This is a genomic window from Arenibacter amylolyticus (assembly GCF_002150785.1).
In the GTDB taxonomy this organism is placed as follows: domain Bacteria; phylum Bacteroidota; class Bacteroidia; order Flavobacteriales; family Flavobacteriaceae; genus Arenibacter; species Arenibacter amylolyticus.
In genome coordinates, this window is record NZ_MTAZ01000059.1 from 1 (window position 1) to 23888 (window position 23888).

Below are 23888 nucleotides of genomic sequence, written 5' to 3' on the forward strand. Positions count from 1 at the left end.
CGTTTTTTCTTATCGAACTATTTATTCGTGACCTCGACAGGATTCAAACCTGTAACCTTCTGAGCCGTAATCAGATGCGCTATTCAGTTGCGCCACGAGGCCGAGTGAAATAAATCAAAGATGATTTAGTTTCGGGCTGCAAATATATTTCTTTTTACATTTACAGCAAAATAACAGAGACGAAATAAATGGAATTTAATAAATACATAAGAAACATACCCGATTTTCCCGAAAAAGGCATTGTTTTTAGGGATATAACGCCATTATTGCAAGATGCCGCTGCGTTGGCTGCTGCAAAAGAGGCACTTTTGCAGTTATTGGAAGATAAAAACATAGATAAAGTGGTGGGAATGGAGAGTAGAGGGTTTTTCTTTGCCCCTATGTTGGCGGTAGATCTAAAGGCCGGATTTGTACCTGTGCGCAAACCGGGAAAGCTTCCTTTTTCTAAAATAAGCGAAACCTACGACCTGGAGTATGGGAAAGACACCCTGGAAATCCATTCAGATTCCATTGTTTATGGGGATAAAGTCCTAATACACGACGATGTGCTTGCAACCGGTGGAACGGCAAGTGCGGTTTGTAGATTGGTAGAACGCTTGGGAGGTGAGGTGGTTCAGTGTAACTTTCTGTTGGAGTTGCAAGATTTAAAGGGGAGTGATAAGCTGAGTGGTTATCCTATTGCTTCCTTGATAAAATTCTAGGGCTCTCCCAGAATAGCTAGTCCAAGGCATTAATGGTTACATAATATCGCCACCCAATGACGGCCATTTGCCATTTGGTTGCTCTGGACAAATCCAGCCCCTTTTTGGAGAATGATGGCAATATCCTCTTATTGATCTGAGCCAAAAATTTAAAGAATTTCTTTTTCATCTTTATTGGATTTATTATCACTATAGAATTGCAAATATAGTAAGCTAGTTGTAATAAAATTCTTGAGCCCTAGGATGCTTTTTATAGTGTTGATGGTTTTCCGGTGTCTTCTTGTTGATGGTGGGAGCCAATTGCGGTATGTTGCTGTTGCTTTTTACGGTCTGTCTGGGGATTGCGTTACTGGATTCTCGGGTTGGGTCAAAAAAAAATATTCAAAACATGGGGAGATGTTTATATTTGCGACAAACTTTTCTGATGCAGGATATACTTTTAATAATCGGTGGATTGGTATTATTGATTCTCGGTGGTAACTGGCTTTTAAAAGCGGCGGTTGCCCTGTCTTTGCGATTGAGCATTCCTAAGATAGTGATTGGGATGACGGTGGTTTCTTTTGCAACATCTGCTCCGGAATTAATTGTTAGTGTAAATGCAGCCTTGGAAGGATTTCCTGATCTTGCCCTAGGTAACGTAGTTGGTTCTAATATTGCCAATCTCGGATTGGTGCTGGGGATTACCGTTATATTGTCTAAAATAGACGTCAAGAAAAGTTTCTATACTACGGATTGGCCAGTAATGATGTTGGCTTCCTTGTTGTTTTTCGTATTTATATATTTTGATGGGGAGTTGCAGCGATGGGAAGGCTTAGCAATGGTGGTTTTACTCTTCTTTTTTTTGGTCTATCTCCTGCGATTCCAGAAGACAGCGGTGGAAGATGAGTTGCCAGAAGATGACGTGCCCTTGCCATTATTCAAAACAATATTGTATTTAGGTTTAGGGGGAGTGGCCCTGTGGGGTGGTTCTGAATGGTTGATTTCTGGCGCTGTGGGTCTCGCTAAATCTTATGGGGTAAGTGAGCGTGTAATAGCTATTACCGTTGTTTCTATAGGAACAAGTATTCCAGAGTTGGCCGCTTCCGTAATAGCCGTGTTGAAAAAGGAGAAAGCTATTTCATTGGGTAACCTTATAGGATCCAATATTTTCAATCTTTTGGCCGTGTTGGGAATTACTGCGATGATAACACCTATAACTGTAATGGATCAGGGACTGCTAACCAGTGATATTTTTTGGATGCTGGGCATCTCATTCCTGATACTACCCTTGGTATTCTTTCCTAAGGGCTTGCGTTTGGGGTGGAGAGATGGGTTAATTCTCTTGACTAGCTATGGCGTCTTTGTATATCTTACTTTGTCGTAAAATAGCTGATAACTAGTTTTTTTATTAAGAACTCTAGGTTGGCGGAAAAAAAAATAAAGCCGCTAAATTGATTTAGCGACTTTTTCGTAAAAGAAATAATTTCTTCTAAGCGTGTTGAGGTTCCAGTACTACGGATTTTACGGTTTGTATAATTCGTCCCGCAATTTTATAAGGATCCCCATTAGAGGCGGGTCTACGATCTTCTAGGTATCCTTTCCATCCATTAGAGACGGTGTAGATCGGAATCCGTAAGGAAGCACCGCGATCGGAAATGCCATATGAGAAATCATGAATAGAAGCCGTCTCGTGCTTTCCTGTTAAACGCTGGTCGTTAAACGCCCCGTATACGGCAATATGTTCTTCAACAACAGGGCGGAAGGCTTCACATATTTTCTCATAAACTTCTTTAGATCCACAGGTTCTCAGGGTGGTGTTAGAGAAATTTGCGTGCATTCCGGAACCGTTCCAATCGGTATCACCTAGTGGTTTGGGGTGGTATTCAATATAATACCCGTGTCTTTCCGTTAAACGGTCTAATAAATAACGGGCTATCCAGATTTCATCACCTGCTTTTTTAGCTCCTTTTGCAAATAACTGGAATTCCCATTGTCCGCAGGCTACTTCCTGATTGATTCCTTCAAAATTTAAACCAGCTTCAATACAGGCATCGGCATGCTCTTCTACCAAGTCCCTGCCATGGGTGTTTAATCCTCCAACAGAACAGTAGTACATTCCTTGAGGTTTAGGATATCCTCCTCTGGGGAATCCCAAAGGTAGCTCTGTCTTTACATCCATTATAAAGTATTCCTGCTCAAAACCAAACCAAAAATCATCATTGTCATCATCAATGAGGGCTCTTGCATTGGAGGGGTGGGGTGTCCCATCAGCGTTCATTACTTCGTTCATTACCAAATATCCATCGGTGCGACCCGGATCTGGGTAAATAGCAACAGGTTGCAATACGCAATCCGATAAGTTTCCATCCGCTTGTCGGGTAGAACTTCCGTCAAAGGACCAAACGGGGCAGTCTTCTAGCTTTCCGCTGAAGTTATCTACTACCTTGGTTTTGCTCCTCATGTTCTGGGTGGGTTGGTATCCATCCAGCCAAATGTATTCTAATTTAGACTTGCCCATAATGTGTTATTGGTTTTTAATTACAGTAACAAATTTACTATTTTTACAAAAGCACCCTTAAAAATTAGGGGGTTAATTTTAAAAAAGTGGTTATTTTTTTTGACACCCCCATATTTTATGGGGTGTATTATTATATTTTATTTTTTAGGCGGTTTATTTTGTGGATTTGTTACTTTTGTAAAAAAATTATACATGTCAAAACAAAGGTTTAGTGCCATAGCCCGTAGTAATCAGCGGAATAGGATAGAGGTTAAAGAGAAAGGAAGACGTTCAGAATATTTTGGCGTCAACGTATTTAATGAGGAAAGAATGAGGCAGTTCCTGACTCAAGAAGCCTTTGACCGAATTAAGGGGGCGGTAATGTCTGGGACTAAAATAGATCGTAAGGTAGCAGATCAGGTGGCCGAAGGAATGAAGTCTTGGGCTATTACTATGGGGGCTACCCATTATACTCACTGGTTTCAACCCTTGACCAATGCTACGGCTGAAAAGCACGATGCCTTTTTTGATCTACCATTAAATGGTAGGGCAATGGAAAAATTTGGGGGTGGAGAGTTGGTTCAGCAAGAGTCCGATGCCTCTAGTTTTCCTAATGGTGGTATCAGAAACACCTTTGAGGCTCGCGGTTATACCGCATGGGATCCTACCTCCCCTGCGTTCCTATATGGTAATACCTTATGTATTCCCACTGTGTTTGTAGCCTATACTGGGGAAGCTTTGGATAACAAGGCACCTTTACTTAGGGCGCTGAATGCTATGGATGAGGCAGCCACGGCGGTTGCTAAATATTTTGATAAAAACGTTACCAAGGTGATTGCTACCCTAGGATGGGAGCAAGAATACTTCTTGGTAGACAAAGCTTTGGCATATTCCCGTCCAGATATTGGACTTACTGGGAGAACCTTGGTAGGGCAGTCTGCAGCCAAAGGACAGCAGTTGGACGATCACTACTTTGGGGTAATTCCAAAAAGAGTGCTCAGCTTTATGAAAGAATTGGAAAAGGAATGTACCAAATTGGGTATTCCGGTAAAAGCCCGTCATAACGAAGTGGCTCCAAATCAATTTGAGCTTGCTCCCATCTTTGAGGAGACCAATTTGGCGGTAGATCATAACCTCCTATTAATGGATGTCATGGAGAAGGTTTCGGATAAGCACAACTTTAAGGTGCTTTTCCACGAAAAACCTTTTGCTGGGATAAACGGTTCTGGAAAACACAATAACTGGTCGCTTTCTACCAATACAGGGGTGAATCTTTTAAGTCCTGGGTCTACACCCATGAAAAACCTACAGTTTTTAACCTTCTTCGTTAATACCATTAAAGCAGTGGATACCTATGAGGAATTGTTGCGCGCTTCTATCGCCTCTGCTAGTAATGACCATAGATTAGGTTCTAGTGAGGCGCCTCCTGCCATTCTATCCATATTTATAGGGGAGCAGTTAAACGAAGTGCTCAATGAGTTGGAAGGGGTTACTAAGGGGAAGTTGTCTCCAGAGGAGAAAACAGACCTGAAACTGAACGTGGTAGGTAAGATACCAGAAATACTACTGGATAATACCGATCGTAACCGTACCTCGCCATTTGCTTTTACTGGTAATAAGTTTGAGATGAGGGGGGTTGGCTCTAAGGCAAATTGCGCTAAGCCAATGATGATTCTAAACACCATTGTGGCTAAACAGTTGCAGGTGTTTAAAAAGGAAGTGGATGGACTAATAGCTAACAAGGGCCTTAAAAAGGATGAGGCTATTTTTAATGTGCTAAGAGAGTACATTAAAACCTCCAAGAGAATTAGGTTCGAAGGAGATGGGTATAGTGAAGCTTGGGAGAAAGAAGCAGCAACTAGGGGACTCAGTAATAATAAAAATACCCCACAAGCCCTTCAAGTGCTTACCTCAAAGGAAAGCCTAGAGCTCTTTAAATCCATGAATGTGATGAGCGACATTGAGGTGAAGGTGAGGCAAGAAGTGGAGCTGGAAGAGTATATTATGCACATCCAAATTGAAGGTAGGGTGTTTAACGAGTTAATATATAGCTATATTATTCCAGCAGCCGTAAAGTACCAGAATGATTTAATTGAGAATATAAATGGTCTAAAGGCTATTTATGGAGACGAATTTAAGAAGATGGCCGAAAGTCAACTGGATATTGTTTCTCGTATCTCTGGGCATTTAAAGGTTATTAAGGTAAAGACCGATGCCATGGTAGAGGAGCGTAAAAAAGCTAATCAAATGGTAGATGTTCAGGAAAAAGCCTTTGCTTATTGTGATAAGGTGAGAAGCCATTTTGATGAAATACGTTACCATTGTGATAAATTAGAGCGATTGGTGGGCGATGAATATTGGCCGCTTACTAAATACAGGGAGCTTCTCTTTATCAAATAAGATCCCTTTTCTAAAAGAGTTGTATTAAAAGCCCATAATTTATGGGCTTTTTTTAGTGGATTCTGCTATTTTTGTGCCAAATATTTGATCATGGGTTCATCTAATAGTAAACGATACAGTCAAAGAGGGGTTTCTGCCTCCAAGGAAGACGTGCATAACGCAATAAAGAATATTGATAAAGGATTGTTTCCACAGGCCTTTTGTAAAATAGTCCCGGACTATCTTACCAATGATGACGACCATTGCCTTGTGATGCATGCAGATGGTGCGGGAACAAAATCTTCCTTGGCTTATATGTACTGGAAAGAGACTGGCGACCTTTCGGTTTGGAAAGGGATTGCCCAGGATGCCCTGATTATGAATATTGACGACTTAATTTGTGTGGGGGCTACGGACAATATTATGTTGTCTTCTACCATAGGAAGAAACAAAAATTTAATACCCGGAGAGGTGCTTTCTGCCATCATCAACGGTACGGAAGAATTGATTTCCGATCTTGAAAAACACGGAATTACTATTCGTTCTACCGGGGGTGAAACGGCCGATGTGGGAGACCTGGTCCGCACCATAATTGTAGACTCTACGGTAACCGCTAGGATGAAACGAAGTGATGTTATTGATAATGCTAATATACAGGCAGGAGATGTTATTGTAGGCTTGGCATCCTTTGGTAAGGCATCCTATGAGGACGAGTACAATGGAGGGATGGGAAGTAATGGCCTTACCTCTGCAAGGCACGATGTGTTTGCCAAATACCTAGCCGAGAAATATCCAGAAAGTTATGATGCTTCCGTTCCAGAAGACTTGGTGTATTCTGGGAATGTAAAATTAACCGATGCCGTGCCAGGTGCTCCTTTGGATGCTGGGAAATTGGTGTTGTCTCCTACCCGTACCTATGCGCCCATCGTAAAAAAGATGTTGAGCAAATTCAACTCCCAGGATATCCATGGTATGATCCATTGTAGTGGGGGTGCCCAAACCAAAATTCTTCATTTTATAGATGACTTGCATATTGTAAAAGACAATATGTTCCCTATTCCACCGCTTTTTAAACTGATACAAGAGCAATCTGGGACGGATTGGAAGGAAATGTATCAAGTATTTAACTGCGGACACCGTTTGGAGCTTTATGTAAATCCCAAGATTGCACAAGAGTTGATAGCTATTTCAGAGAGCTTTGGGGTAGATGCACAGATCGTAGGAAGGGTAGCGGAAGGAGCCCAGAAAAAGCTCACTATAAAAAGTGAGTTTGGTACCTTTGAGTATTAGAAATACTTTTTAATCAATTCCAGCGTTTTCCTTTTATAAAAGGAGGGTATGGAAAGAAAGGATTTTTTACGCACCTTGGGTACGGGGGCAGCTTTTGCGCTTGCATTTCCTTGTTTGCATGGTTGCTCTTCCGATAGTGAAGACAATTTGGATAAGAATCCAGTGGCTACAGGGGTAGATTTCACCATCGATCTAAGTACACCAATGGCAGATAATTTAGCGGAAGAAGGGGGCTTTATTTTAGTGAAGTCCAAACCATCCCTTAAGTACACCGATATCGTCGTGGCAAAAAATTTGGAGGGGAATTATGTGGCGGCTAGTCAAATCTGTAGTCATGAGCAAACGGATCAGGTGAGGTTCTATGCGGAAAAAGGGGGTATTTTTTCATGTGCTACCCATGGGTCGGAATTTAATCAGAATGGGACACCTATAAACCAGGTGACCAACAATCCTTTAAAAATATTTAAGACCCAGCTTACAGATACTATCTTGCGGATTTTTGACTAGGTCAAGGGTTCTCCGTCTGAATGCAGGTAATATAACACGCTTTTTATATCCAGGAGCGTACCGCTTGGTGGCTTATATTAGGACTATTAATATCTCATATGTTTTCGCCTATTACAAATCCGTATTAGCAGCCTAACTGCTTGTTCTACCATGGATTGCCTTTCTCTTTAAATTAATCATGGTGGCTGTCTTGTTTACCATTAATTGCGTGTGTTCTAGTGGTTTTGGAGGAGAGTGTAACTGCGGATTTCATTGCAGAGCAATTTTTAGGAGGGCGATATTTAACAGGCGAAATTGGAATTTGGGAAGAAATCCGGATAAAATGATCCTATCTATTGAAAGGGAATTGGGGGTTATGTTCAAATTTATCGTAAATTCGCATAACGATAGAAGTTAGTGTATGATTGATAAATTAAATATAGTAAAACAGCGTTTTGATGAGGTTTCAGACCTTATCATTCAGCCCGATATTATTTCGGACCAGAAGCGGTATGTGGAGTTGAATAAGGAGTATAAGGACCTTAAGGAGCTGGTTGATAAAAGAACGCAATACATAGAAATCACCAATAATATTGCCGAAGCAGAAGAGATCTTAGCAGATGGCAGTGATCCGGAAATGTCCGAAATGGCCAAGATGCAGTTAGAGGAAGCCAAGAGTAAACTGCCTGGCTTGGAAGAAGAGATCAAGTTAATGCTGATCCCTAAGGATCCAGAAGATTCCAAAAACGTAGTGGTTGAGGTTCGCGCCGGTACCGGTGGGGACGAAGCCAGTATTTTTGCTGGGGATTTGTTCCGGATGTATACCAAATACTGTGAATCTAAAGGATGGAAAACCAATGTGATAGACCTGAGTGAAGGTACAAGTGGTGGCTATAAGGAGATTCAGTTTGAGGTTACCGGGGAGGACGTATATGGTACTTTAAAATTTGAGGCAGGGGTACACCGAGTACAGCGGGTACCACAAACCGAAACGCAGGGCAGGGTGCATACCAGTGCAGCAACCGTGATGGTATTGCCCGAGGCTGATGATTTTGATGTGCAAATAGACCCCAAGGATGTACGTGTAGATTATTTCTGTTCTTCAGGTCCAGGAGGGCAGTCGGTGAACACCACCTATTCTGCAGTGCGATTAACCCACGTTCCCACCGGATTGGTTGCGCAGTGTCAAGATCAAAAGTCGCAGCACAAGAACAAAGAAAAAGCCTTTAAGGTATTGCGTTCTCGTTTGTACGATTTGGAGTTGGCTAAGAAGCAGGAAGAGGATGCTGCTAAAAGAAACTCTCAGGTGAGTAGTGGTGACCGCTCGGCAAAAATTAGAACATATAACTACCCTCAGGGCAGGGTTACAGACCATAGAATTGGTTTAACCTTGTACGACTTGCAGAATATTATGGGCGGGGATATCCAGCGTATAATCGATGAGCTGAGCATGGTAGAAAATACAGAAAAATTAAAAGAGGCTTCCGAGATATTCTAATAACAATGACCACCCAATTTTTAGTTGAACAGATTCGGAAGAAAGAATCTTTTTTATGTGTCGGTTTAGACACCGACCTCGATAAAATTCCAGCACACCTCTTAGAGGAGGAAGATCCTATTTTTGCCTTTAACAAGGCTATCATAGATGCTACACATCACTTATGTGTGGCATACAAGCCTAATATGGCCTTTTATGAGGCCTATGGTATTAAGGGGTGGCGTGCATTGGAGAAGACTATAGCCTATTTAAATACCCATTATCCAGAGCAATTTACTATTGCAGATGCCAAACGAGGCGATATAGGGAATACGGCCACTAGATATGCCAAGGCTTTTTTTGAAGACCTCGGTTTCGATTCCGTGACCATTGCACCCTATATGGGTAAAGATTCCGTAGAGCCGTTCCTGGAGTTTAAAGAGAAGCATACCATACTATTGGCATTAACTTCCAATAAAGGGGCGTTCGATTTTCAAACTAAAATGGTAAATGGCCAGGAGTTGTATAAAGAGGTTTTAGAAACCTCCAAATCCTATGTAAATTCAGAAAACCTGATGTATGTGGTGGGGGCAACAAAAGCTGAGTATTTGAAAGAAATACGCACTATTATTCCTACTAGTTTTCTCTTAGTTCCTGGAGTGGGGGCCCAGGGAGGTAGTTTGGAAGAGGTGTGTAAGTACGGAATGACCGATGATATTGGGCTTTTGGTGAACTCTTCAAGGGGAATTATCTATGCGTCTAATGGGAAAGATTTTGCTGAAGCCGCCGCGAAGAAGGCAGAGGAGCTGCAAACGCAAATGAGTCTGCAGCTCAAAAAATAGAGACTATTTTGAGAGCTTTTTCAATAAGGCATTAATGCGTTCCGCCTTGCATTCTAGAAATTCTGCCAATTGGGTATTGGTGTATTTTAACTGGGATGCTTTTTCCATAAAATTACGGTATTGTAGTTCTAACAGCGGAACGGCATTGGCGCCCATGTTTAATTGGGTAACACTTCCTACCCTGCAATTTTGATTCTTCATAGTTTTTTCATTTTTATCAATTTATTTCCTTCAAATATACACCTAAATTAGGTGTTGAAATGCACCTAAAAACGTGTATATGGTTAAAAATCAGTTAATTTGATTTTAATTTAACCTTAAATTAAAACCCTAAGCCAAGTTTGGTTACTTTTGATGTTTATTTGGTTTGTAATACCAATAGATACCTTATAAATTTAGTTTAGAATTGATCAGTTACACCACGTATCTCCATAAGTCTTCTAGCAAGTGGGTCACATTTGTGCACGGAGCAGGAGGTAGTTCTACCATATGGTACAAGCAATTGCGGGAGTTTAAAAAGCACTTTAACGTGCTTCTTTTAGACTTAAGAGGACATGGTAATTCCAAGTTGCATTTAAAAGATGCCTTTTTGGATAAATATACCTTTGATACCATAACCAATGATATCCTGGAGGTTATAGACCATGAGAAAATCCAAAAATCCCATTTTATAGGTATTTCCTTGGGGACTATCCTTATTAGGAATTTGGCGGAAAAACACCCTTCCCGGGTAGAAAGTATGATAATGGGGGGAGCCATTATGAAGTTGAACTTTAGGTCTCAGGTGCTTATACGCCTAGGTGTTATTTTTAAGTCTATAGTTCCTTATTTGTGGTTGTATAAATTTTTCGCATTTGTAATCATGCCTAATAAAAACCACAAGGAATCGCGCTTGTTATTTGTTAGGGAGGCTAAGAAGTTATATCAAAAGGAATTTATTAGATGGTTTAAGCTTACCTCGGAGATTAATCCTTTGTTGCGATTTTTCAGGTCGGTAGATATCAATATCCCTACCTTGTATATGATGGGGGAGGAAGATTATCTGTTTTTGCCCACGATAAGGAAAATGGTTTCCCAGCACCCTTCATCTTCTTTGGTGGTAGTAGAAAAATGTGGCCATGTGGTAAATGTAGAGCAGCCATTATTCTTTAACGAAACGGTTGTTAAATACTTGTTGGATAAATAGGTAGTGTGCTTCCTTACTACTCTTTTCCTTTCATTGCCTTGCCATTGTTCTGTAATTAATGAAATGGGCGTGTAGTTCCTTATAAGATCTAATTTAAAGGTTTCTTATTGTAGCGGCTTTTGCCTTACCCTTGCTTTGTTCCCTTATCATGTGTTCAATAAAATAGCAGGAGCTGTCCTATGAAGTCCTAGCATCATTTAAATGGTTGTCTAGTTATATAGCTACGTATAAAAGAAAACGCCTGTCAAAAATAATTTTGACAAGCGTTTGTATTACTACATCAACTTAGTGCTGCTTAGTTAATGTTAGGGTTGTTTTGAATTTCACTCTGTGGAATTTCAAAGCTTAAACGAGCATCGTCATAAGAAATGGATTCTCCTGCAGCGAAAAGGTGGTTAGCCCCACGAGTAATAGTTGCCTTGTTTCTCTTCATTGCTAAGTAGCTCTTTCCTTCTCCCCATAGCTCTATCCTTGTCTGTAAATAAATCTCGTCCAATAAAGCTTGTCCGCTTAGTAGATCTACATAAAGAGTTTCTAACTCCGAGTCTAAACGCTCTTTTAGCAAAGCTTTAAGGGAGGCTTTAGCCGCAGCTTCGTTCCCAGATTTTGCGGCAGTCTCTGCATGTAATAGATACATTTCTGCAACTCTCATATAAACGTAATCCGTAGTAACGCTTCTTTGACCTCCTATTTTACGCTCTGGAGCGTAGAATTTACCTGTAGGGTATAGTAGGGTGTTGTCTTCTGTGCCATCTTGATCCTCAAATTGTGATTTTCTAACGTCGTTGTTAGGAATAGCCTCATAAAGGTCAACATCAATCACTTTAGGATCTCCAGCCCACGTATAACTATAGGTGAATAGGTCCATTTGGCCCCACCAAGAAACCAAGTCCAAATCATTGTCCAAAGTGATATCCACACCCCACATCCATCCGGAAGTTGTAGCGTCATTAAAGCCACCGGTAACCTCTTCCTTGCTCATAAGGGTGAAGTTGCCATCGGTAATTACTTTGTTGGCTACAGTAGCGGCTTCTGCGTTCTTTCCAATAGCGGCATAGGCATAGACCAAAAGACCCCTGGCAACATCCTGGTTTACCTCATTCTTCGCTGCTCTAGTGAAACCATCCAGAAGTGTTACTGCGTCTTCCAAGTCAGCGATAATTAAGTCGTACACCTCTTGTGCGGTGCTTAATGGCTGGTTAGGAGCCTTGGTATCCGTATAGATTGGTAGTATTAAGGCAGAAGGGTCATAGCCTTTAGAAAAATAGTTGGCTAGGTAAAAGTATGCGTAAGCACGCATAGCTTTTGCCTGTCCCATAAAGTGACGCGCTTCAGCTACTTCCAATTCGGCATCATTGCCACCAAGACCATCAATAACGTTATTGGCGCCAAAGACAATTCTGTAGTAGTATCTCCAAACTTTATAGTTGTTGATGTTGGTGTAGTCCATGGTAGAGGTCATGTCTGCCAATGTACTGTACCATCCGTAGGTAGTTCCTCCTAAGACCATGTCTGAAGACAACATATCTCCGTAGATGTCGTACCCTTTCTGACCAAAGTCATCGTGGTTTAAGTTAGTTCCACCTGTACCTACTTTGTACATGGTCTCATATATTCCCGTAACGTTTGCTGCCTGCAATCCTGGGTTTAACTCAGAAGCATCCGCAATTTGATCGGAAGAAATAAACTCGGTGGGCTTTGTTTCTAGGTAATCTTTGCTACAGCCTAGGGTTAATAGGCCGGTAGCAAGAATGGTTATATATAATTTAGATTTCATAAGTCAATTTTATTTTTTGATTAAAATTTAGCTCTTACTCCAAAAGTAAAGGTCGATAATGGAGAGTAACGATACATATCAGAAGTACCAGCCTCATCCGTAGATGGGTTAAAGCCTTTTCTTTCGGATAGCAACCAAAGGTTGTCTCCAGATACCCAAAGGTTAATGTTAGACATTCCTAATTTCTCAACATGTACAGAGGGGATGGTGTAGCCCAATCGGATGTTGTTTAAGTTAAGGAAGTCAGACTTGGTAATGAATCTCGTAGAGGAAGAGATTACGTTCTTATCGTAGTCGCTAGAGATACGTGGTACATCGGTTACATCACCTGGCTTCTGCCATCTGTTTAGGATGTCTGTATGCCAGTTGTTACCACCTGCTTGGTCATTGCCCATTAATCTGGCATAAGCCGCGTCGTAAGCATAACCACCTACACTATACAAGAACTGAGCGCTAAGGTCAAACCCTTTATAACCAGTGCTAATGTTAAAGGCACCTCTTACAGTAGGAATGGCCGACTTACCAACATATTTCTGGGTAGCCTGTGAGTACGTTTCGGTTGTAGTCATAGAAAGAGCATTGGCTCTGTCTGGGAATTCTGCAACATAATCCGCCATAGAAGCTACTCTTTCGCTTGGCTGATAAACACCATCGTTGTTTTCGTCAAAGTAGTACACATTCCATGTGCTTACTCCGCTATCGGTATCCACACCTGCAAATTCGCGTGTATAGAAGTCGTAAAGGCTACTTCCCTTAGATCTTCCAAATCTTCCGGAAATATCGATGATTTTCTCTTCACCAGTTGCTGGCTCAATTGGCATTCTTGTCAATTCGTTGTCCAATAGCTCTCCGTTAACAGTGAAATCTAGGAAAAAGTCATCTGTATTTACCAGGTGGGCAGTTACATCAAACTCCAAACCTTTGTTGCGTAGCGCTCCATCGTTCACTTTGATAAGTGAATATCCAATAGAAGGACCTACTCTTCTGTCAAAAATCAAATCATCCGTATTTTTAATATAGTAATCTACGGCTACATCCACCACATTGCCAATACCGAATTCAACTCCGGTTTGGAACATTTTTGAAGTTTCCCAAGTTAAATCAGGGTTTCCTTTAGAGTCAAAAGACAAAGAGATTTGGTCATTTAAGTTGGCTACTTCGTACAAGTCGTATCCAGGATAGTATCCAACTCCGCCTTGCTCTCCAATGAGACCGTAACTTGCTTTAAGCTTTAAATTGCTCAATACGTCTTGGTTTTGCATAAAGTCCTCATTGATCACTGCCCATGCAAGACCTAAAGAACCAAAGGTACCCCATTTGTTTTTCAAGAAACGGGAAGATCCATCCCTTCTAACAGTTCCAGAAAGGAAATACTTGTTGTTGTAGTCGTAATTAAGCTGTCCAAAATAACTTTCCAAGGTGTAATCCCTAGTGTAGGAGCTAGCTGGAGAAGAAACAACCGCATTGTTCAATTCAGTACCAAAAGGATCTACTAACTTCGTTTTGTAAGCAGATAGATATTTTCTTTCCCAAGAGTTGTTCTCATGAGCTACAAGAGCTTCTATGTTATGTCTGTCAAAACGCTTTTTAAAACGCAATAGATTCAACATATTATAAGAGAAAACTTCGGTTTTGGTTTTCCAGATAGATCCACCACTGGTGGCACTAGGTCCGTAGAAGGGACCATTTTGTTCGTCATAGGAGCTGTTGTAATACTGGGCTCCAAACCTATTCTCCAAGGTAAGGTAGTCTGTAAACTTAACGTTTAAAGAGGTGTTGAAGTTAATTTCGTGGTTAAACCTGTTTTGAATGCTGTTATGAGCATCGGAGATCGCGTTGGTTAAAGCGCCAAAACCTCTACCTTGACCATAGTCGTATACATTGCCACCGTAATAAGGGTCGGGGATAGTATTTCCATCTGCGTCTCTTAGGAATAATGGGTAAATAGAAGGAATATTATCTACAAACCAGAAAACACTTCCAGAGTCGCTAGACTGTCCACCATTATTGGTTTCAGAAACCGTGTAACCCAAATTCATGGATCCGTGCAACCACTCCTTAACCTTGTGGTTTACATTTAAACGGGCAGAATAACGCTCAAAATCTGAATTGATAGAGTATCCCTTGTCGTTTAAATAACCAATAGAGCTAAAGTAGTTGGTGGTTTCGTTACCGCCACTAATTTTTAAGTTAGCTTCTGTTCTAGTAGAAGGCTGAAAAGCGTAATCTTCCCAGTTTTCCGGGTTGTACTTACGAGTAACACCGTCTCTTACTAATCCTGTAGTTGGATCAATTAACTCGCCCCCATTAGCAACATTCCACATGTTGTAATTTGGAGAGATTCCTCTTGCTGAGAATAGGTTGTCATTAGCATAAGTTATGGATGCAGCTTCATCATTGCCAAGGGCAGCTCCTCTATTCTTTAATCCTTCCCAACTTAATGCGATGTATTGCTCTGGGGAACTAATAGTGCTATATCTTGGTAGCAAGCTAAAGTTTTGTCCAGTTTTGGTTTCTACTTCAATGTAATTGTTACCGCTTTTACCGCTCTTAGTGTTTATTACTACCACCCCGTTAGCCCCACGGGCACCAAAAATAGCGGTTGCAGATGCATCTTTCAAGATAGTAGTGGATGCAATATCGCTAGGATTTAGGGCATTGATATTTCCGTTATAAGGAACACCGTCTACTACGTATAAAGGATCTCTGTTTCCATTTACAGATCCAAATCCTCTAATACGGATAGTAGCGGCTGCACCTGGTTGCCCAGAGGTGTTAATTACTCTTACCCCAGCAGACTCACCGGTTAGGGCTTGTGAAATGTTAGAAACGCTTTTACGCTCTAAGAGTTCAGAGTCAATTTGCTTTACAGATCCAGTGAAAGATTGTTTGGTAGTGGTTCCGTATCCTACAACAATTACTTCCTCCAAAGCCTCAGCATCTTCTTCCATAGTGGCGTTAATTACATCACTACTGCCTACAACAATAGTCAAGGTCTTTTGACCAATATAACTAAAGGATAGGGTTTGTCCGGCACTTGCAACGATGGCGTAGTTACCGTCAAAATCGGTTTGTGTACCATTGGTTGTTCCTAAAACAACAATGTTTACACCAGGTAATGGCAGGCCATCCTGATCCACTACACTTCCGGTAATGGTTTTTTCCTGAGCCATCATCACTAATGACACTAAGAAAAGTTTTAAGAATAAAACATACTTAACTTTCATAGAAATTAATTTGAGTTAGTTAAAGATTAAAAATGTGTTTTCGGTCTGTAAATACAAGGTTTTCTCCCTGACGTGTTGAGTTGTAGCTAGGGATTTGTCCCAGGGAACTAAAACGTCTCTTTGCCCCATATTTTTAGCCAAATCTGCAAATTAAGCGCAGTGGAAAGGATAATGTCTCAATGCCGACCTAAAATAAGGTTAACCTGATTTTGGTTAACTACTTTTTATTTTTCAAAGACTTGGTAAACAGTGGTTTGAGGTTTTCTTTGTAAAAGTAAAGGTGTGATGAGGTTTATTGCATATCCTGATTTGTTTTTGGCCTATGGGCATCTCATTTATCCTCTGTTTTTTTCTAAATACCCATGCATGTGGATGGGGGCTGATAAGATAGGTTAAGCTGTTTATTTTTAGTTTGGGTTGGTTTTATAAATCTTTTTTAAAGGGTTTCTAGGGTATAAGGATAGTAGGTTGCCATTTAGGTTAAGTTGAGGAAATTCGGAGTGCTAAGGCTTATTCTTTGGTGGGGTTGGGAATAAGGTCAACCCATTAGATAGTGCGACAATTAGTTTTATGTGTGTTAGGGATAATTAAAGGGGCTGGTAGCGTCTTTTGTGGGGATGTTGGTAGGTGTCCTCCGTGAGTCTGTTTAAAGGGTAGGGGAGTACCTTGTTTTGCTAAATCTGCTTATGGTGCACGCTTCTAATTGGAATTGACTGCCTTCTTTGACCAAGTTTAATTGAATTCCAATAATTTTGGATGCTGCCTTGGGTGGGTGGCGTTTGGTTTTATAACTTATTTTATGACTTGCTAGCGTAAAATGACTCCCTAGCAAATTAAGTTGTTATGTATTTGGAACTGTGTCCCTAGGTTGTTGCTATAATCTGAGTTTGGTTCAAATAAAAAACCATCCCCTTAAAAAGAGGATGGTTCGTAAAGCTACCAAACTGGGTATTGATTAATTAACGTCCCAGAAAAGTTTACTGGTGATTAAATCGCCTTCAGATAATTTTGCAGCGGCAGCGTTTCTATTGGTACCGTTTAGGGTTTGAAGTATTTGTGGATACCTCAATCTAAATGGAATCTCGGTAACCGAAGGGTTTACAGGTCCCGCTTCAAAAGTATAAGATGGAACCCTGTTTTCTGGTGGTAATCCATTTACCTGAGCTGCTGGTAGAAAAACTTCATCACCAGGCATCACCAAGGTATTGGGGAAGCCGGTTCTTCGGTAATCGGCATACGCTTGATGCGGCTGCATATATAAGGCAATGTACTTTTGGTTTAGTACGTTTTCTTGCGTTGCCGGGGGTAGGTTATTTACAAAGGTGTCAATCTCATCGGAAGGTACACCCCATCTTTCCATGGATGCGCGAACACCATTTTCGTAATTTTCCTGGGAAAAACCGTTACGCTCAGAAATGATGAATTGAACTTCTGCATACTCCATAAGGACTTCCTTATAGTCTGGCTTTAGAATATTACTACTCATAAAGGAATAAGTGGTACGGTCTAAAAAGTTGGTATTTCTAAACGCGTATGGAATTCCAAGGTAATCATCGTAATCCGTGCTTTTCTCATAGGTATCGGACTTTATATCGCCTATTGACGCATCAATCGGTGCTGCCATTTGGAAAAGTCGCGGGTCTGGACCAAAATTTCCAGTTTCACCTTTAAGTAGGTTAACAAAGGGTGCTGCAACAGCAAAATCCGTCCTTGCAATAAATGCTGCCCAAAACGGGGAGGCATTAGCATCGGCAGAATCGTATGCTTGCGCTGCGTTGTCGTCATTAGACTCCATAACACCTGCTGCGATAGCGGCATCTATGGCCGCATTAGCTTTCCCTGGGTCTACCCCTCTAAGGTTGTTGGCAACTCTCAGAATTAAAGAATTGGCAAACTTTTTCCATTTCACAGCATCCCCATTAAAAATGTTATCTCCACTGGTGAAAACTGGCTCATTAGTGTTAATCATATCCGATGACTCCCTTAACTCCTTAAGAATATCGTCGTAAATGTCTTCTTGGGCTGCAAAAACAGGTGTAGAAGTGTTGTTTACGTCCAATGCTTGGAAGGTTTCATTATCACTTCCGTAAGAGTAATAAGGCACATCTCCAAAGAAGTTAGTCAACTCATAGAACATGTAGGACAACATAATTCTTGAGGCTGCTATTTGGTTGTTATTGTTCCCATAAGCAGCTGCAATATCCTTAGTTTCCTCATTCGAGTTTTGGTCAATGATAGACTTTAGATTAACTGCTACTAGATAAGTGTTGTCATAAAGGCTCTGAGCGGAGGTTTCGCGATATAGAAAACGGTCCTCGTCCGCATAGGCAGTCTGTCCCCAATATTGTAACCATGGAAGCGTAAGTCTTCCAGAGTTAAAAGCGTCCCTACTGAAATCTGTAAACCTTTTGGTGGAGTAGGCAAAGATATTGCTTGTGGGAACCACCTCTGGTTGATTTGGATTTTCGTTAAGATCTTCAAGGCCCTTGTCGCAAGAGTAGAGACCAGTGAAGAGCGCTAACGCTATAAGTATTTTGAATTTATTTTTCATTTTATATTAAAATTTTAATTGAACGTTTAAACCATAGCTACTTGTGGAAGGAAGTGAACCACCTTCAGATCCTTGAATATTTCCACTTCCTGCAGTTGCAACTTCGGGGTCGAAATTCTCATTGTCAAGTCCCCATACAAATAAGTTTCTACCAAAAGCACTAAGGGTGATATCTGTGGTCTCGCCAAGCCATTTTTTAGGTAGCTTATATCCTAATGTAATTTCTCTAAGCTTTACATAGTCAGCATCAAAAACATTCTGTGCATCGTTACCAAAGTAGAAGTCGGTTCCATATTGTTGTGCAGGGATAACTTTCTGGTTAGGAGCTGTGTCGGTTACGGTATAAGAACTTCCATCTTCACTGTAGGTAATGGTTCCTGTAACACCTGGTAAAACAATTCCTTCCTCCCTAATATTGTTAGCTGCACTTTCTTCTAAAATACCAGAGTACATTCCAAACAAGTTGGTTAATGAACGGTATTTTCCGCCTTTTTGAACGTCTATTAGGAAGCCTAAGCTAACATTCTTGTATGTGAAGCTATTTCTAAAGCCCATATTGTAATCTGGAATTACAGAGCCAAGGTTTTCTACGTTTTGGGTTTCAGCATAACTACCGCTTGCAGTTACTACGCGGTTCCCTTCATCGTCATATACGTAGTTGGTCCCTCTAATGATTCCGTAGGGCTGTCCTACTACTGCATTCACAGATACTGCATTAAACGGAAATCTTCCAATTTGAAGCGTCTCTACTCCGTCTATCAGTTCAAGTAATTTGTTGTTGTTCTTGGCAAAGTTCCAAGTAAAGTCCCAAGCAAAATCCTCAGTTTGTATTGGAGTGATGTTCACCAAGGCCTCTATACCCTTGTTTTGTAATCTTCCTGCATTGGTAAATCTGGATCTAAAACCTGAAGATGGATCAATTTGAACCGGAGTTATTAGGTTGCTTGTTTCTTCGTTGTAATAGGTGAAATCAAAGCTAACTCGATTTTGGAAAAGTGCCATCTCCAATCCAATTTCCCAGGTTTGTTTCAATTCTGGAAGTAAATCGGGGTTTCTATTAGTGGTGTCTAAGTTAAAGGGTACATCTCCTAAGAACGGAATGCTTCCGGTGAAGGTGTTGCTTAATTGGTATGGATCCGTGTCACTACCCACCTCGGCATAACCCCCTCTAAGCTTTCCAAAAGTCAACCAAGAAGCATCTGTAAACTCAGAGAACACAAAACTACCACTGACAGAAGGGTAGAAGTACGAATTGTTATCTGCAGGTAGCGTGGATGACCAGTCGTTTCTACCGGTCACTGTTAGGTAAGCGAAGCTATCATATCCTAAGGAAACAGAACCATAGGCGCTATTTACTCTTTTTCTTGAGTCAAATTCCGTTACCTGTGCAGGGTCCTTGGAATTACTCATGTTGTATAGACCTGGAACTACAAGTCCTCCTGAAGTGATTCCTGTTAGTCTATGGAATTCATTATCTCTCCTATTAAGACCGATAAAGGAATTTAAACTTAACTTGTTATCTAAAAAGCGCTTGTCGTAATGTAAACGTCCTTCGTAGTTTATTTCTTGGAAATCCCTAGCAATTTCAGTGTAGAATGGCTGAGCTTGAGAGCCTACAGCGCGACGGTTATTGATGCGGAAATCATAAGTATCTCCGTATATTTTACCTACTGCATAAAGATCGTCCGTTATGTTATAGGTAGCACCTATACTACCATACCATCTAGTTCTTTTATCTTCGGCAGTATTCTCATATAAGGTCCAGTAAGGGTTGTCAGAGTAACGAATACTTCCATCCAATGCAGAAACTCGGTTCCAAGTTCTCTGAGTACCATCGGCCAATTTATACTTTTTTAATCGGTCATAATCTAGTTGGGTTTGGCCAAACTGATACATTTGTTGTACCACTCCTTCACCAGTATAACCGGCTGCAGGTCTATTAAATCCATCTGTAACGGTAAAGTTTACAGAAGCGTCAATCTTTAACTTATCACTTAATTTAGATGTTCCATTAAAATTAACGGAGGTCTTGTCTAAACTAGAGTTGGGTACAATACCCTTTGTCTGGGTGTTGTTAATAGATAGTCTTATGGTTGAGCTTTCCGACCCTTGAGAAAACGAAACCCCATTGTTTATGGAATATCCTGTATTAAAGAATTCGTCCTTTCCTTTATTAGGGTAAATCCAAGGTCTTGGTTTTAAATAGTCATCTGCAAATTCAGGATCAAAAGCATCCCAGTGCAGCACTAATCTATTGGGATCGTACCTAGGACCCCAAGACTCATCAGTTCCGTAATCTACAACATCATAAGTTGTTCCGTTGATGGTTGCTTGCCCAAATCCAGATTGCTCTATAGTGGTAGCGTCTCCAGCTCCTCCACCATACAGTTTTTGTACTTTGGGAAGAACATTTACCTGCTCAAAACTAATTCCGGAATTAACCGTTACTTCAGATTTTCCAGTTCTACCAGATTTTGTGGTAATCAAAATAACCCCATTACTCGCTCTGGATCCATAAAGTGCAGCTGCAGCTCCACCTTTTAGGATGTTCATACTGGCTATATCATCTGGGTTAATATCTGCTGCGGCATCACCAAAATCCCTACCTCCACCACCAGTTTGCGTGGCAGTACTGTTGTAGTTACTATTGTCTAAAGGTATTCCGTCTACTACTATTAAGGGTTTGTTCTCCTGGGTAATGGAACCAGCACCCCTAATAAGGATTCTGGATGAACCTCCTAAGCTACCGGTAGAATTTGAAACTTGAACCCCGGCAACCTTTCCACTTAAGGAGTTTAGCGCATTAGAGTTTCTTGTTTCGGTTAATTGATCCCCGGAAACTTCTTGGGTAGAATACCCCAAAGATTTTTTCTCCCTAGAAATTCCAAGGGCAGTAACTACAACCTCTTCTAAGGCTTGAGCATCTTCTTCCATTTGTACGTTTATGGTGTTGGATGCCCCTACAGTTACGTTAACCGTGGTTTGGCCAATGTAGCTAAACCTCAATACATCACCCACAGTAGCGTTGATCGTGTAATTACCGTCAAAATCGGTTTGTGTACCATTGGTAGTACCAGTTATAACAATGGATACGCCTGGTAGCGGTAAGTTATCCATGTCGGTAACCGTACCCGTAATGGTTTTCTCCTGTGCCATCAGTACCAATGACACCATGAAGAGTTTTAAAAATAAAACATACTTAATTTTCATAGAAATTAATTTGAATTAATAAAGGTTAGAAAATGAACTTGTGAAACTTTAGTTATTTAATACTATAACTGTTTTGCAGAGCGATTGTTTGTCTCTTTAAATCCACAAACTTTCGCTTTTTGTTTGTGTGCTACTGCTTTTTATGAATAGGGTCTATAGCCTCCTTAAGACAAATTAACAATAGAGAAAGTGATATTTGATGATCTCCGATGCAAATTAAATTTGCTCCGATTTTAAGTTATAACCTTTGTTTTGTGAATTATCTGAAAATCAGCTATTTGTGGTTTGCCTGTTGTTGATTTGTGTATTTATGATAAAATTAACGGACTTTAGGTTTTTATAAGGATTTTAGTTCGTTGGGGAGTGTAAAGCTGATTTTTTTTGTTTTGTTAATTTGAGGAAGGTGAGGTTCGCTTAAGGAGATTATGGTGAGAATTTGAACGCATATAGGTTAAGTGGTTGCTAAATAAAACTATTTATTATATAATGGCAGTGTAGATATATTCCTTATTGCCTATTAGAATATTTTTGTTTTTTATATGATTTTTTGGACGGGGAATAGGGAAGTAGGAAGGATTTTTAGCTGATAATTTTTATATGCAGGTCTAATGGCGTTTGATCATAAAAATCTATTAGTCAATTATATTTAAGATCTAGCTCTTGTCTAATTGTGATGTTAATATTAATTGCTGTAAAATTATCTATGACCTATCTATTTTGAAATTATAACGGCAACAATTCTCCCAATATAAAAAGACCGTCCAAATTGCTTGGACGGTCTTTTACTTTTATGGTGTTAAATTGGATTATCTCCAACCTCCATTAGAATAGTCTTCTCCAGCTACTCCACTGGTTCCACCGTAGGTGTAGTAGGGCTCTGGAATTGCATCCAATGCCTTACCAGGAACTGGGAAGTGTAACAAAGTTCCTTTTTGTAATAGGTCTTCCTTTCTCATTTCAAAGAAGGATATCCCCATTCCAGTATAGGCAAATTCTACCATACGCTCATAGTGTATAGCATCGTATACCTCGTCTGCATTAGCAGAAACTGGAGGAAGCTCCCCTCTTGTGGTTCTTGTACCTGCATTTACAATGGCGGCTGCAGCTGCAGCGTCTCCACCGTTTATGTGTAATAATGCTTCCGCTTTGTAAAGATCGGATTCAGATTTGGAAATTTCCGTTACTGGAACGGTCCATTCTGTAATGTACTCGTTTAACCTTGCATACCTATAGGTGCTGAAGTGGTATTTACCTCTATCTGGGCTAAAGTTGTTGGAGGCAAGGTATTCATAGTCAGTGGCTAACCTTGCGTCAGCTGAAGTAGATTCCGGTAAGGTGTTGATGTCATCAGTCCAATAGGCAGGAGTGTTTGGATCCATCATATTGATAACTCTCATATCCACTCTTCCCCAACCAGGATATACCAGGTAGGTCTGTGGAACTAATGCATACCAGTTAATATCGTCCATTAATATGTCGAAGTCAGTTGTTATACCATTATCGGCATATTCATAAACCCTGTTCCAATCTAAAGTACTCTTTTGGGCGCTGTTTCTTAGATTGCCAACGAGCATACGCGCTCCCATACTGTTCATGATCTCGGACATTCTTTCACTAGTTGCATTTACACCTGGTAACCAAGCTTCAGGTAGGGTAAACGTATTAGCGTCTGCAATGGCGATCGCTTCATCCAATTTTTGAAGAGCGTATTCCATGGCGTTTACATAGTCAGTCTCTCCAGTCTCGTTTTCCCCTACAGGGCCATTGGCATCGTAAATCCAAACTCTGTCAAAGACTAATGCTAAATGTCCAATCGAGAGGGCTTGTCCCAATTTACCCATCATTTCAACCATTTTTGGGTTGCTAAATTCGGTTCCAGCCTCTACCGCTCCAACAATGGTGTTAGAGTCTGTTAACAACGAGTATAGGGAGTTAAAGTAAGTGTCCGTAACGTCATTGCTATAGCCAGTAGAGTTGTTAAAGGATGTTCTTGGTTCACTGGAAAGATCTCTCATTCCAAAGTTACCCCAAGATGCTGTTGAAACGTCTGCCATAGTGGCTAATGCTGCTGCTGGACCATTGGTGCTGTGTACGGTTCTATACCAGCTCTGAAGAATGTTTCCTGCGGTAGATTCCAGAGCAACAGGATCTGAAGCCAATATTTCATCGTTTGGATTTTCACGGTTAACCACCTCCAAATCTGTTTCGAAGTCTTGGCAAGCACTTACCAAAAAGAAAATTGGCAGTAATAGGTATGCTATTTTATTAATATGTTTCATGTGTTTA

The 23888-nt window shown here is 40.7% G+C and carries 16 protein-coding genes and 1 tRNA gene; 8 read left to right on the forward strand and 9 right to left on the reverse strand.

Features of this window, described 5'->3' with window-relative positions:
- Positions 1-28 precede the first annotated feature (28 nt).
- A tRNA-Arg gene (locus BV214_RS15295) sits at positions 29-102 on the reverse strand.
- 86 nt (positions 103-188) lie between these two features.
- Between BV214_RS15295 and BV214_RS15300 the strand changes: the two genes are divergently transcribed.
- Positions 189-701: an adenine phosphoribosyltransferase gene (locus tag BV214_RS15300; RefSeq protein WP_086478379.1), complete on the forward strand. Its 513-nt coding sequence runs from the start codon at positions 189-191 to the stop codon at positions 699-701.
- A 16-nt stretch (positions 702-717) separates the two neighbouring features.
- Here the strand turns inward: BV214_RS15300 and BV214_RS15305 are convergent, their stop codons facing one another.
- The gene (locus BV214_RS15305) at positions 718-870 is read right to left on the reverse strand and encodes an SsrA-binding protein (RefSeq protein WP_086478380.1); all 153 of its coding nucleotides are present in this window, start codon (positions 868-870) and stop codon (positions 718-720) included.
- Between the two features lie 255 nt (positions 871-1125).
- On the opposite strand from BV214_RS15305, the gene BV214_RS15310 reads away from it, so the two are divergent.
- Complete coding sequence (locus tag BV214_RS15310; RefSeq protein WP_086478425.1) at positions 1126-2064, forward strand: calcium/sodium antiporter; 939 nt, start codon at positions 1126-1128, stop codon at positions 2062-2064.
- Positions 2065-2169: 105 nt separating this feature from the next.
- On the opposite strand, the gene BV214_RS15315 is transcribed toward BV214_RS15310, so the two are convergent.
- Complete coding sequence (locus BV214_RS15315) at positions 2170-3198, reverse strand: glutamine synthetase beta-grasp domain-containing protein (protein WP_086478381.1); 1029 nt, start codon at positions 3196-3198, stop codon at positions 2170-2172.
- A 192-nt stretch (positions 3199-3390) separates the two neighbouring features.
- Between BV214_RS15315 and BV214_RS15320 the strand changes: the two genes are divergently transcribed.
- From BV214_RS15320 to pyrF, 5 genes are all read left to right on the forward strand, one after another.
- Positions 3391-5577, forward strand: a complete 2187-nt coding sequence (locus tag BV214_RS15320) for a glutamine synthetase III family protein (protein ID WP_086478426.1) — start codon at positions 3391-3393, stop codon at positions 5575-5577.
- Between the two features lie 90 nt (positions 5578-5667).
- On the forward strand, positions 5668-6846 hold the full coding sequence (locus BV214_RS15325; RefSeq protein ID WP_086478382.1) for an AIR synthase related protein: 1179 nt from the start codon (positions 5668-5670) through the stop codon (positions 6844-6846).
- A gap of 48 nt (positions 6847-6894) precedes the next feature.
- The gene (locus tag BV214_RS15330) at positions 6895-7353 is read left to right on the forward strand and encodes a Rieske (2Fe-2S) protein (RefSeq protein ID WP_086478383.1); all 459 of its coding nucleotides are present in this window, start codon (positions 6895-6897) and stop codon (positions 7351-7353) included.
- A 400-nt stretch (positions 7354-7753) separates the two neighbouring features.
- Complete coding sequence (gene prfA / locus BV214_RS15335; protein ID WP_086478384.1) at positions 7754-8830, forward strand: peptide chain release factor 1; 1077 nt, start codon at positions 7754-7756, stop codon at positions 8828-8830.
- Between the two features lie 5 nt (positions 8831-8835).
- A complete protein-coding gene (gene pyrF / locus BV214_RS15340) occupies positions 8836-9651 on the forward strand; it encodes an orotidine-5'-phosphate decarboxylase (protein WP_086478385.1) in 816 nt (271 codons plus the stop codon).
- 3 nt (positions 9652-9654) lie between these two features.
- Here the strand turns inward: pyrF and BV214_RS15345 are convergent, their stop codons facing one another.
- Entirely contained in the window at positions 9655-9852 is a 198-nt protein-coding gene (locus tag BV214_RS15345) for a hypothetical protein (protein ID WP_086478386.1), read from the reverse strand.
- Positions 9853-10057: 205 nt separating this feature from the next.
- On the opposite strand from BV214_RS15345, the gene BV214_RS15350 reads away from it, so the two are divergent.
- Positions 10058-10837 (forward strand): alpha/beta fold hydrolase, encoded by a 780-nt coding sequence (locus BV214_RS15350; RefSeq protein ID WP_086478387.1) that lies wholly within the window; start codon positions 10058-10060, stop codon positions 10835-10837.
- A 295-nt stretch (positions 10838-11132) separates the two neighbouring features.
- On the opposite strand, the gene BV214_RS15355 is transcribed toward BV214_RS15350, so the two are convergent.
- From BV214_RS15355 to BV214_RS15375, 5 genes are all read right to left on the reverse strand, one after another.
- The gene (locus BV214_RS15355) at positions 11133-12614 is read right to left on the reverse strand and encodes a RagB/SusD family nutrient uptake outer membrane protein (protein ID WP_086478388.1); all 1482 of its coding nucleotides are present in this window, start codon (positions 12612-12614) and stop codon (positions 11133-11135) included.
- Positions 12615-12634: 20 nt separating this feature from the next.
- Positions 12635-15841, reverse strand: coding sequence for a SusC/RagA family TonB-linked outer membrane protein (locus BV214_RS15360; protein ID WP_086478389.1), 3207 nt, complete (start codon positions 15839-15841; stop codon positions 12635-12637).
- Positions 15842-16796: 955 nt separating this feature from the next.
- Positions 16797-18392 (reverse strand): SusD/RagB family nutrient-binding outer membrane lipoprotein, encoded by a 1596-nt coding sequence (locus BV214_RS15365; protein ID WP_086478390.1) that lies wholly within the window; start codon positions 18390-18392, stop codon positions 16797-16799.
- 6 nt (positions 18393-18398) lie between these two features.
- Entirely contained in the window at positions 18399-21602 is a 3204-nt protein-coding gene (locus tag BV214_RS15370; RefSeq protein ID WP_086478391.1) for a SusC/RagA family TonB-linked outer membrane protein, read from the reverse strand.
- Positions 21603-22408: 806 nt separating this feature from the next.
- Positions 22409-23881: a RagB/SusD family nutrient uptake outer membrane protein gene (locus BV214_RS15375; RefSeq protein ID WP_086478392.1), complete on the reverse strand. Its 1473-nt coding sequence runs from the start codon at positions 23879-23881 to the stop codon at positions 22409-22411.
- Positions 23882-23888 lie beyond the last annotated feature (7 nt).

Excerpts from the sequence above, each read along its gene's own strand:
- BV214_RS15300 (WP_086478379.1), top strand. The coding sequence starts at position 189 with ATGGAATTTAATAAATACATAAGAAACATACCCGATTTTCCCGAAAAA.
- BV214_RS15305 (WP_086478380.1), bottom strand. The coding sequence starts at position 870 with ATGAAAAAGAAATTCTTTAAATTTTTGGCTCAGATCAATAAGAGGATA.
- BV214_RS15310 (WP_086478425.1), top strand. The coding sequence starts at position 1,126 with ATGCAGGATATACTTTTAATAATCGGTGGATTGGTATTATTGATTCTC.
- BV214_RS15315 (WP_086478381.1), bottom strand. The coding sequence starts at position 3,198 with ATGGGCAAGTCTAAATTAGAATACATTTGGCTGGATGGATACCAACCC.
- BV214_RS15320 (WP_086478426.1), top strand. The coding sequence starts at position 3,391 with ATGTCAAAACAAAGGTTTAGTGCCATAGCCCGTAGTAATCAGCGGAAT.
- BV214_RS15325 (WP_086478382.1), top strand. The coding sequence starts at position 5,668 with ATGGGTTCATCTAATAGTAAACGATACAGTCAAAGAGGGGTTTCTGCC.
- BV214_RS15330 (WP_086478383.1), top strand. The coding sequence starts at position 6,895 with ATGGAAAGAAAGGATTTTTTACGCACCTTGGGTACGGGGGCAGCTTTT.
- prfA (WP_086478384.1), top strand. The coding sequence starts at position 7,754 with ATGATTGATAAATTAAATATAGTAAAACAGCGTTTTGATGAGGTTTCA.
- pyrF (WP_086478385.1), top strand. The coding sequence starts at position 8,836 with ATGACCACCCAATTTTTAGTTGAACAGATTCGGAAGAAAGAATCTTTT.
- BV214_RS15345 (WP_086478386.1), bottom strand. The coding sequence starts at position 9,852 with ATGAAGAATCAAAATTGCAGGGTAGGAAGTGTTACCCAATTAAACATG.
- BV214_RS15355 (WP_086478388.1), bottom strand. The coding sequence starts at position 12,614 with ATGAAATCTAAATTATATATAACCATTCTTGCTACCGGCCTATTAACC.
- BV214_RS15360 (WP_086478389.1), bottom strand. The coding sequence starts at position 15,841 with ATGAAAGTTAAGTATGTTTTATTCTTAAAACTTTTCTTAGTGTCATTA.
- BV214_RS15365 (WP_086478390.1), bottom strand. The coding sequence starts at position 18,392 with ATGAAAAATAAATTCAAAATACTTATAGCGTTAGCGCTCTTCACTGGT.
- BV214_RS15370 (WP_086478391.1), bottom strand. The coding sequence starts at position 21,602 with ATGAAAATTAAGTATGTTTTATTTTTAAAACTCTTCATGGTGTCATTG.
- BV214_RS15375 (WP_086478392.1), bottom strand. The coding sequence starts at position 23,881 with ATGAAACATATTAATAAAATAGCATACCTATTACTGCCAATTTTCTTT.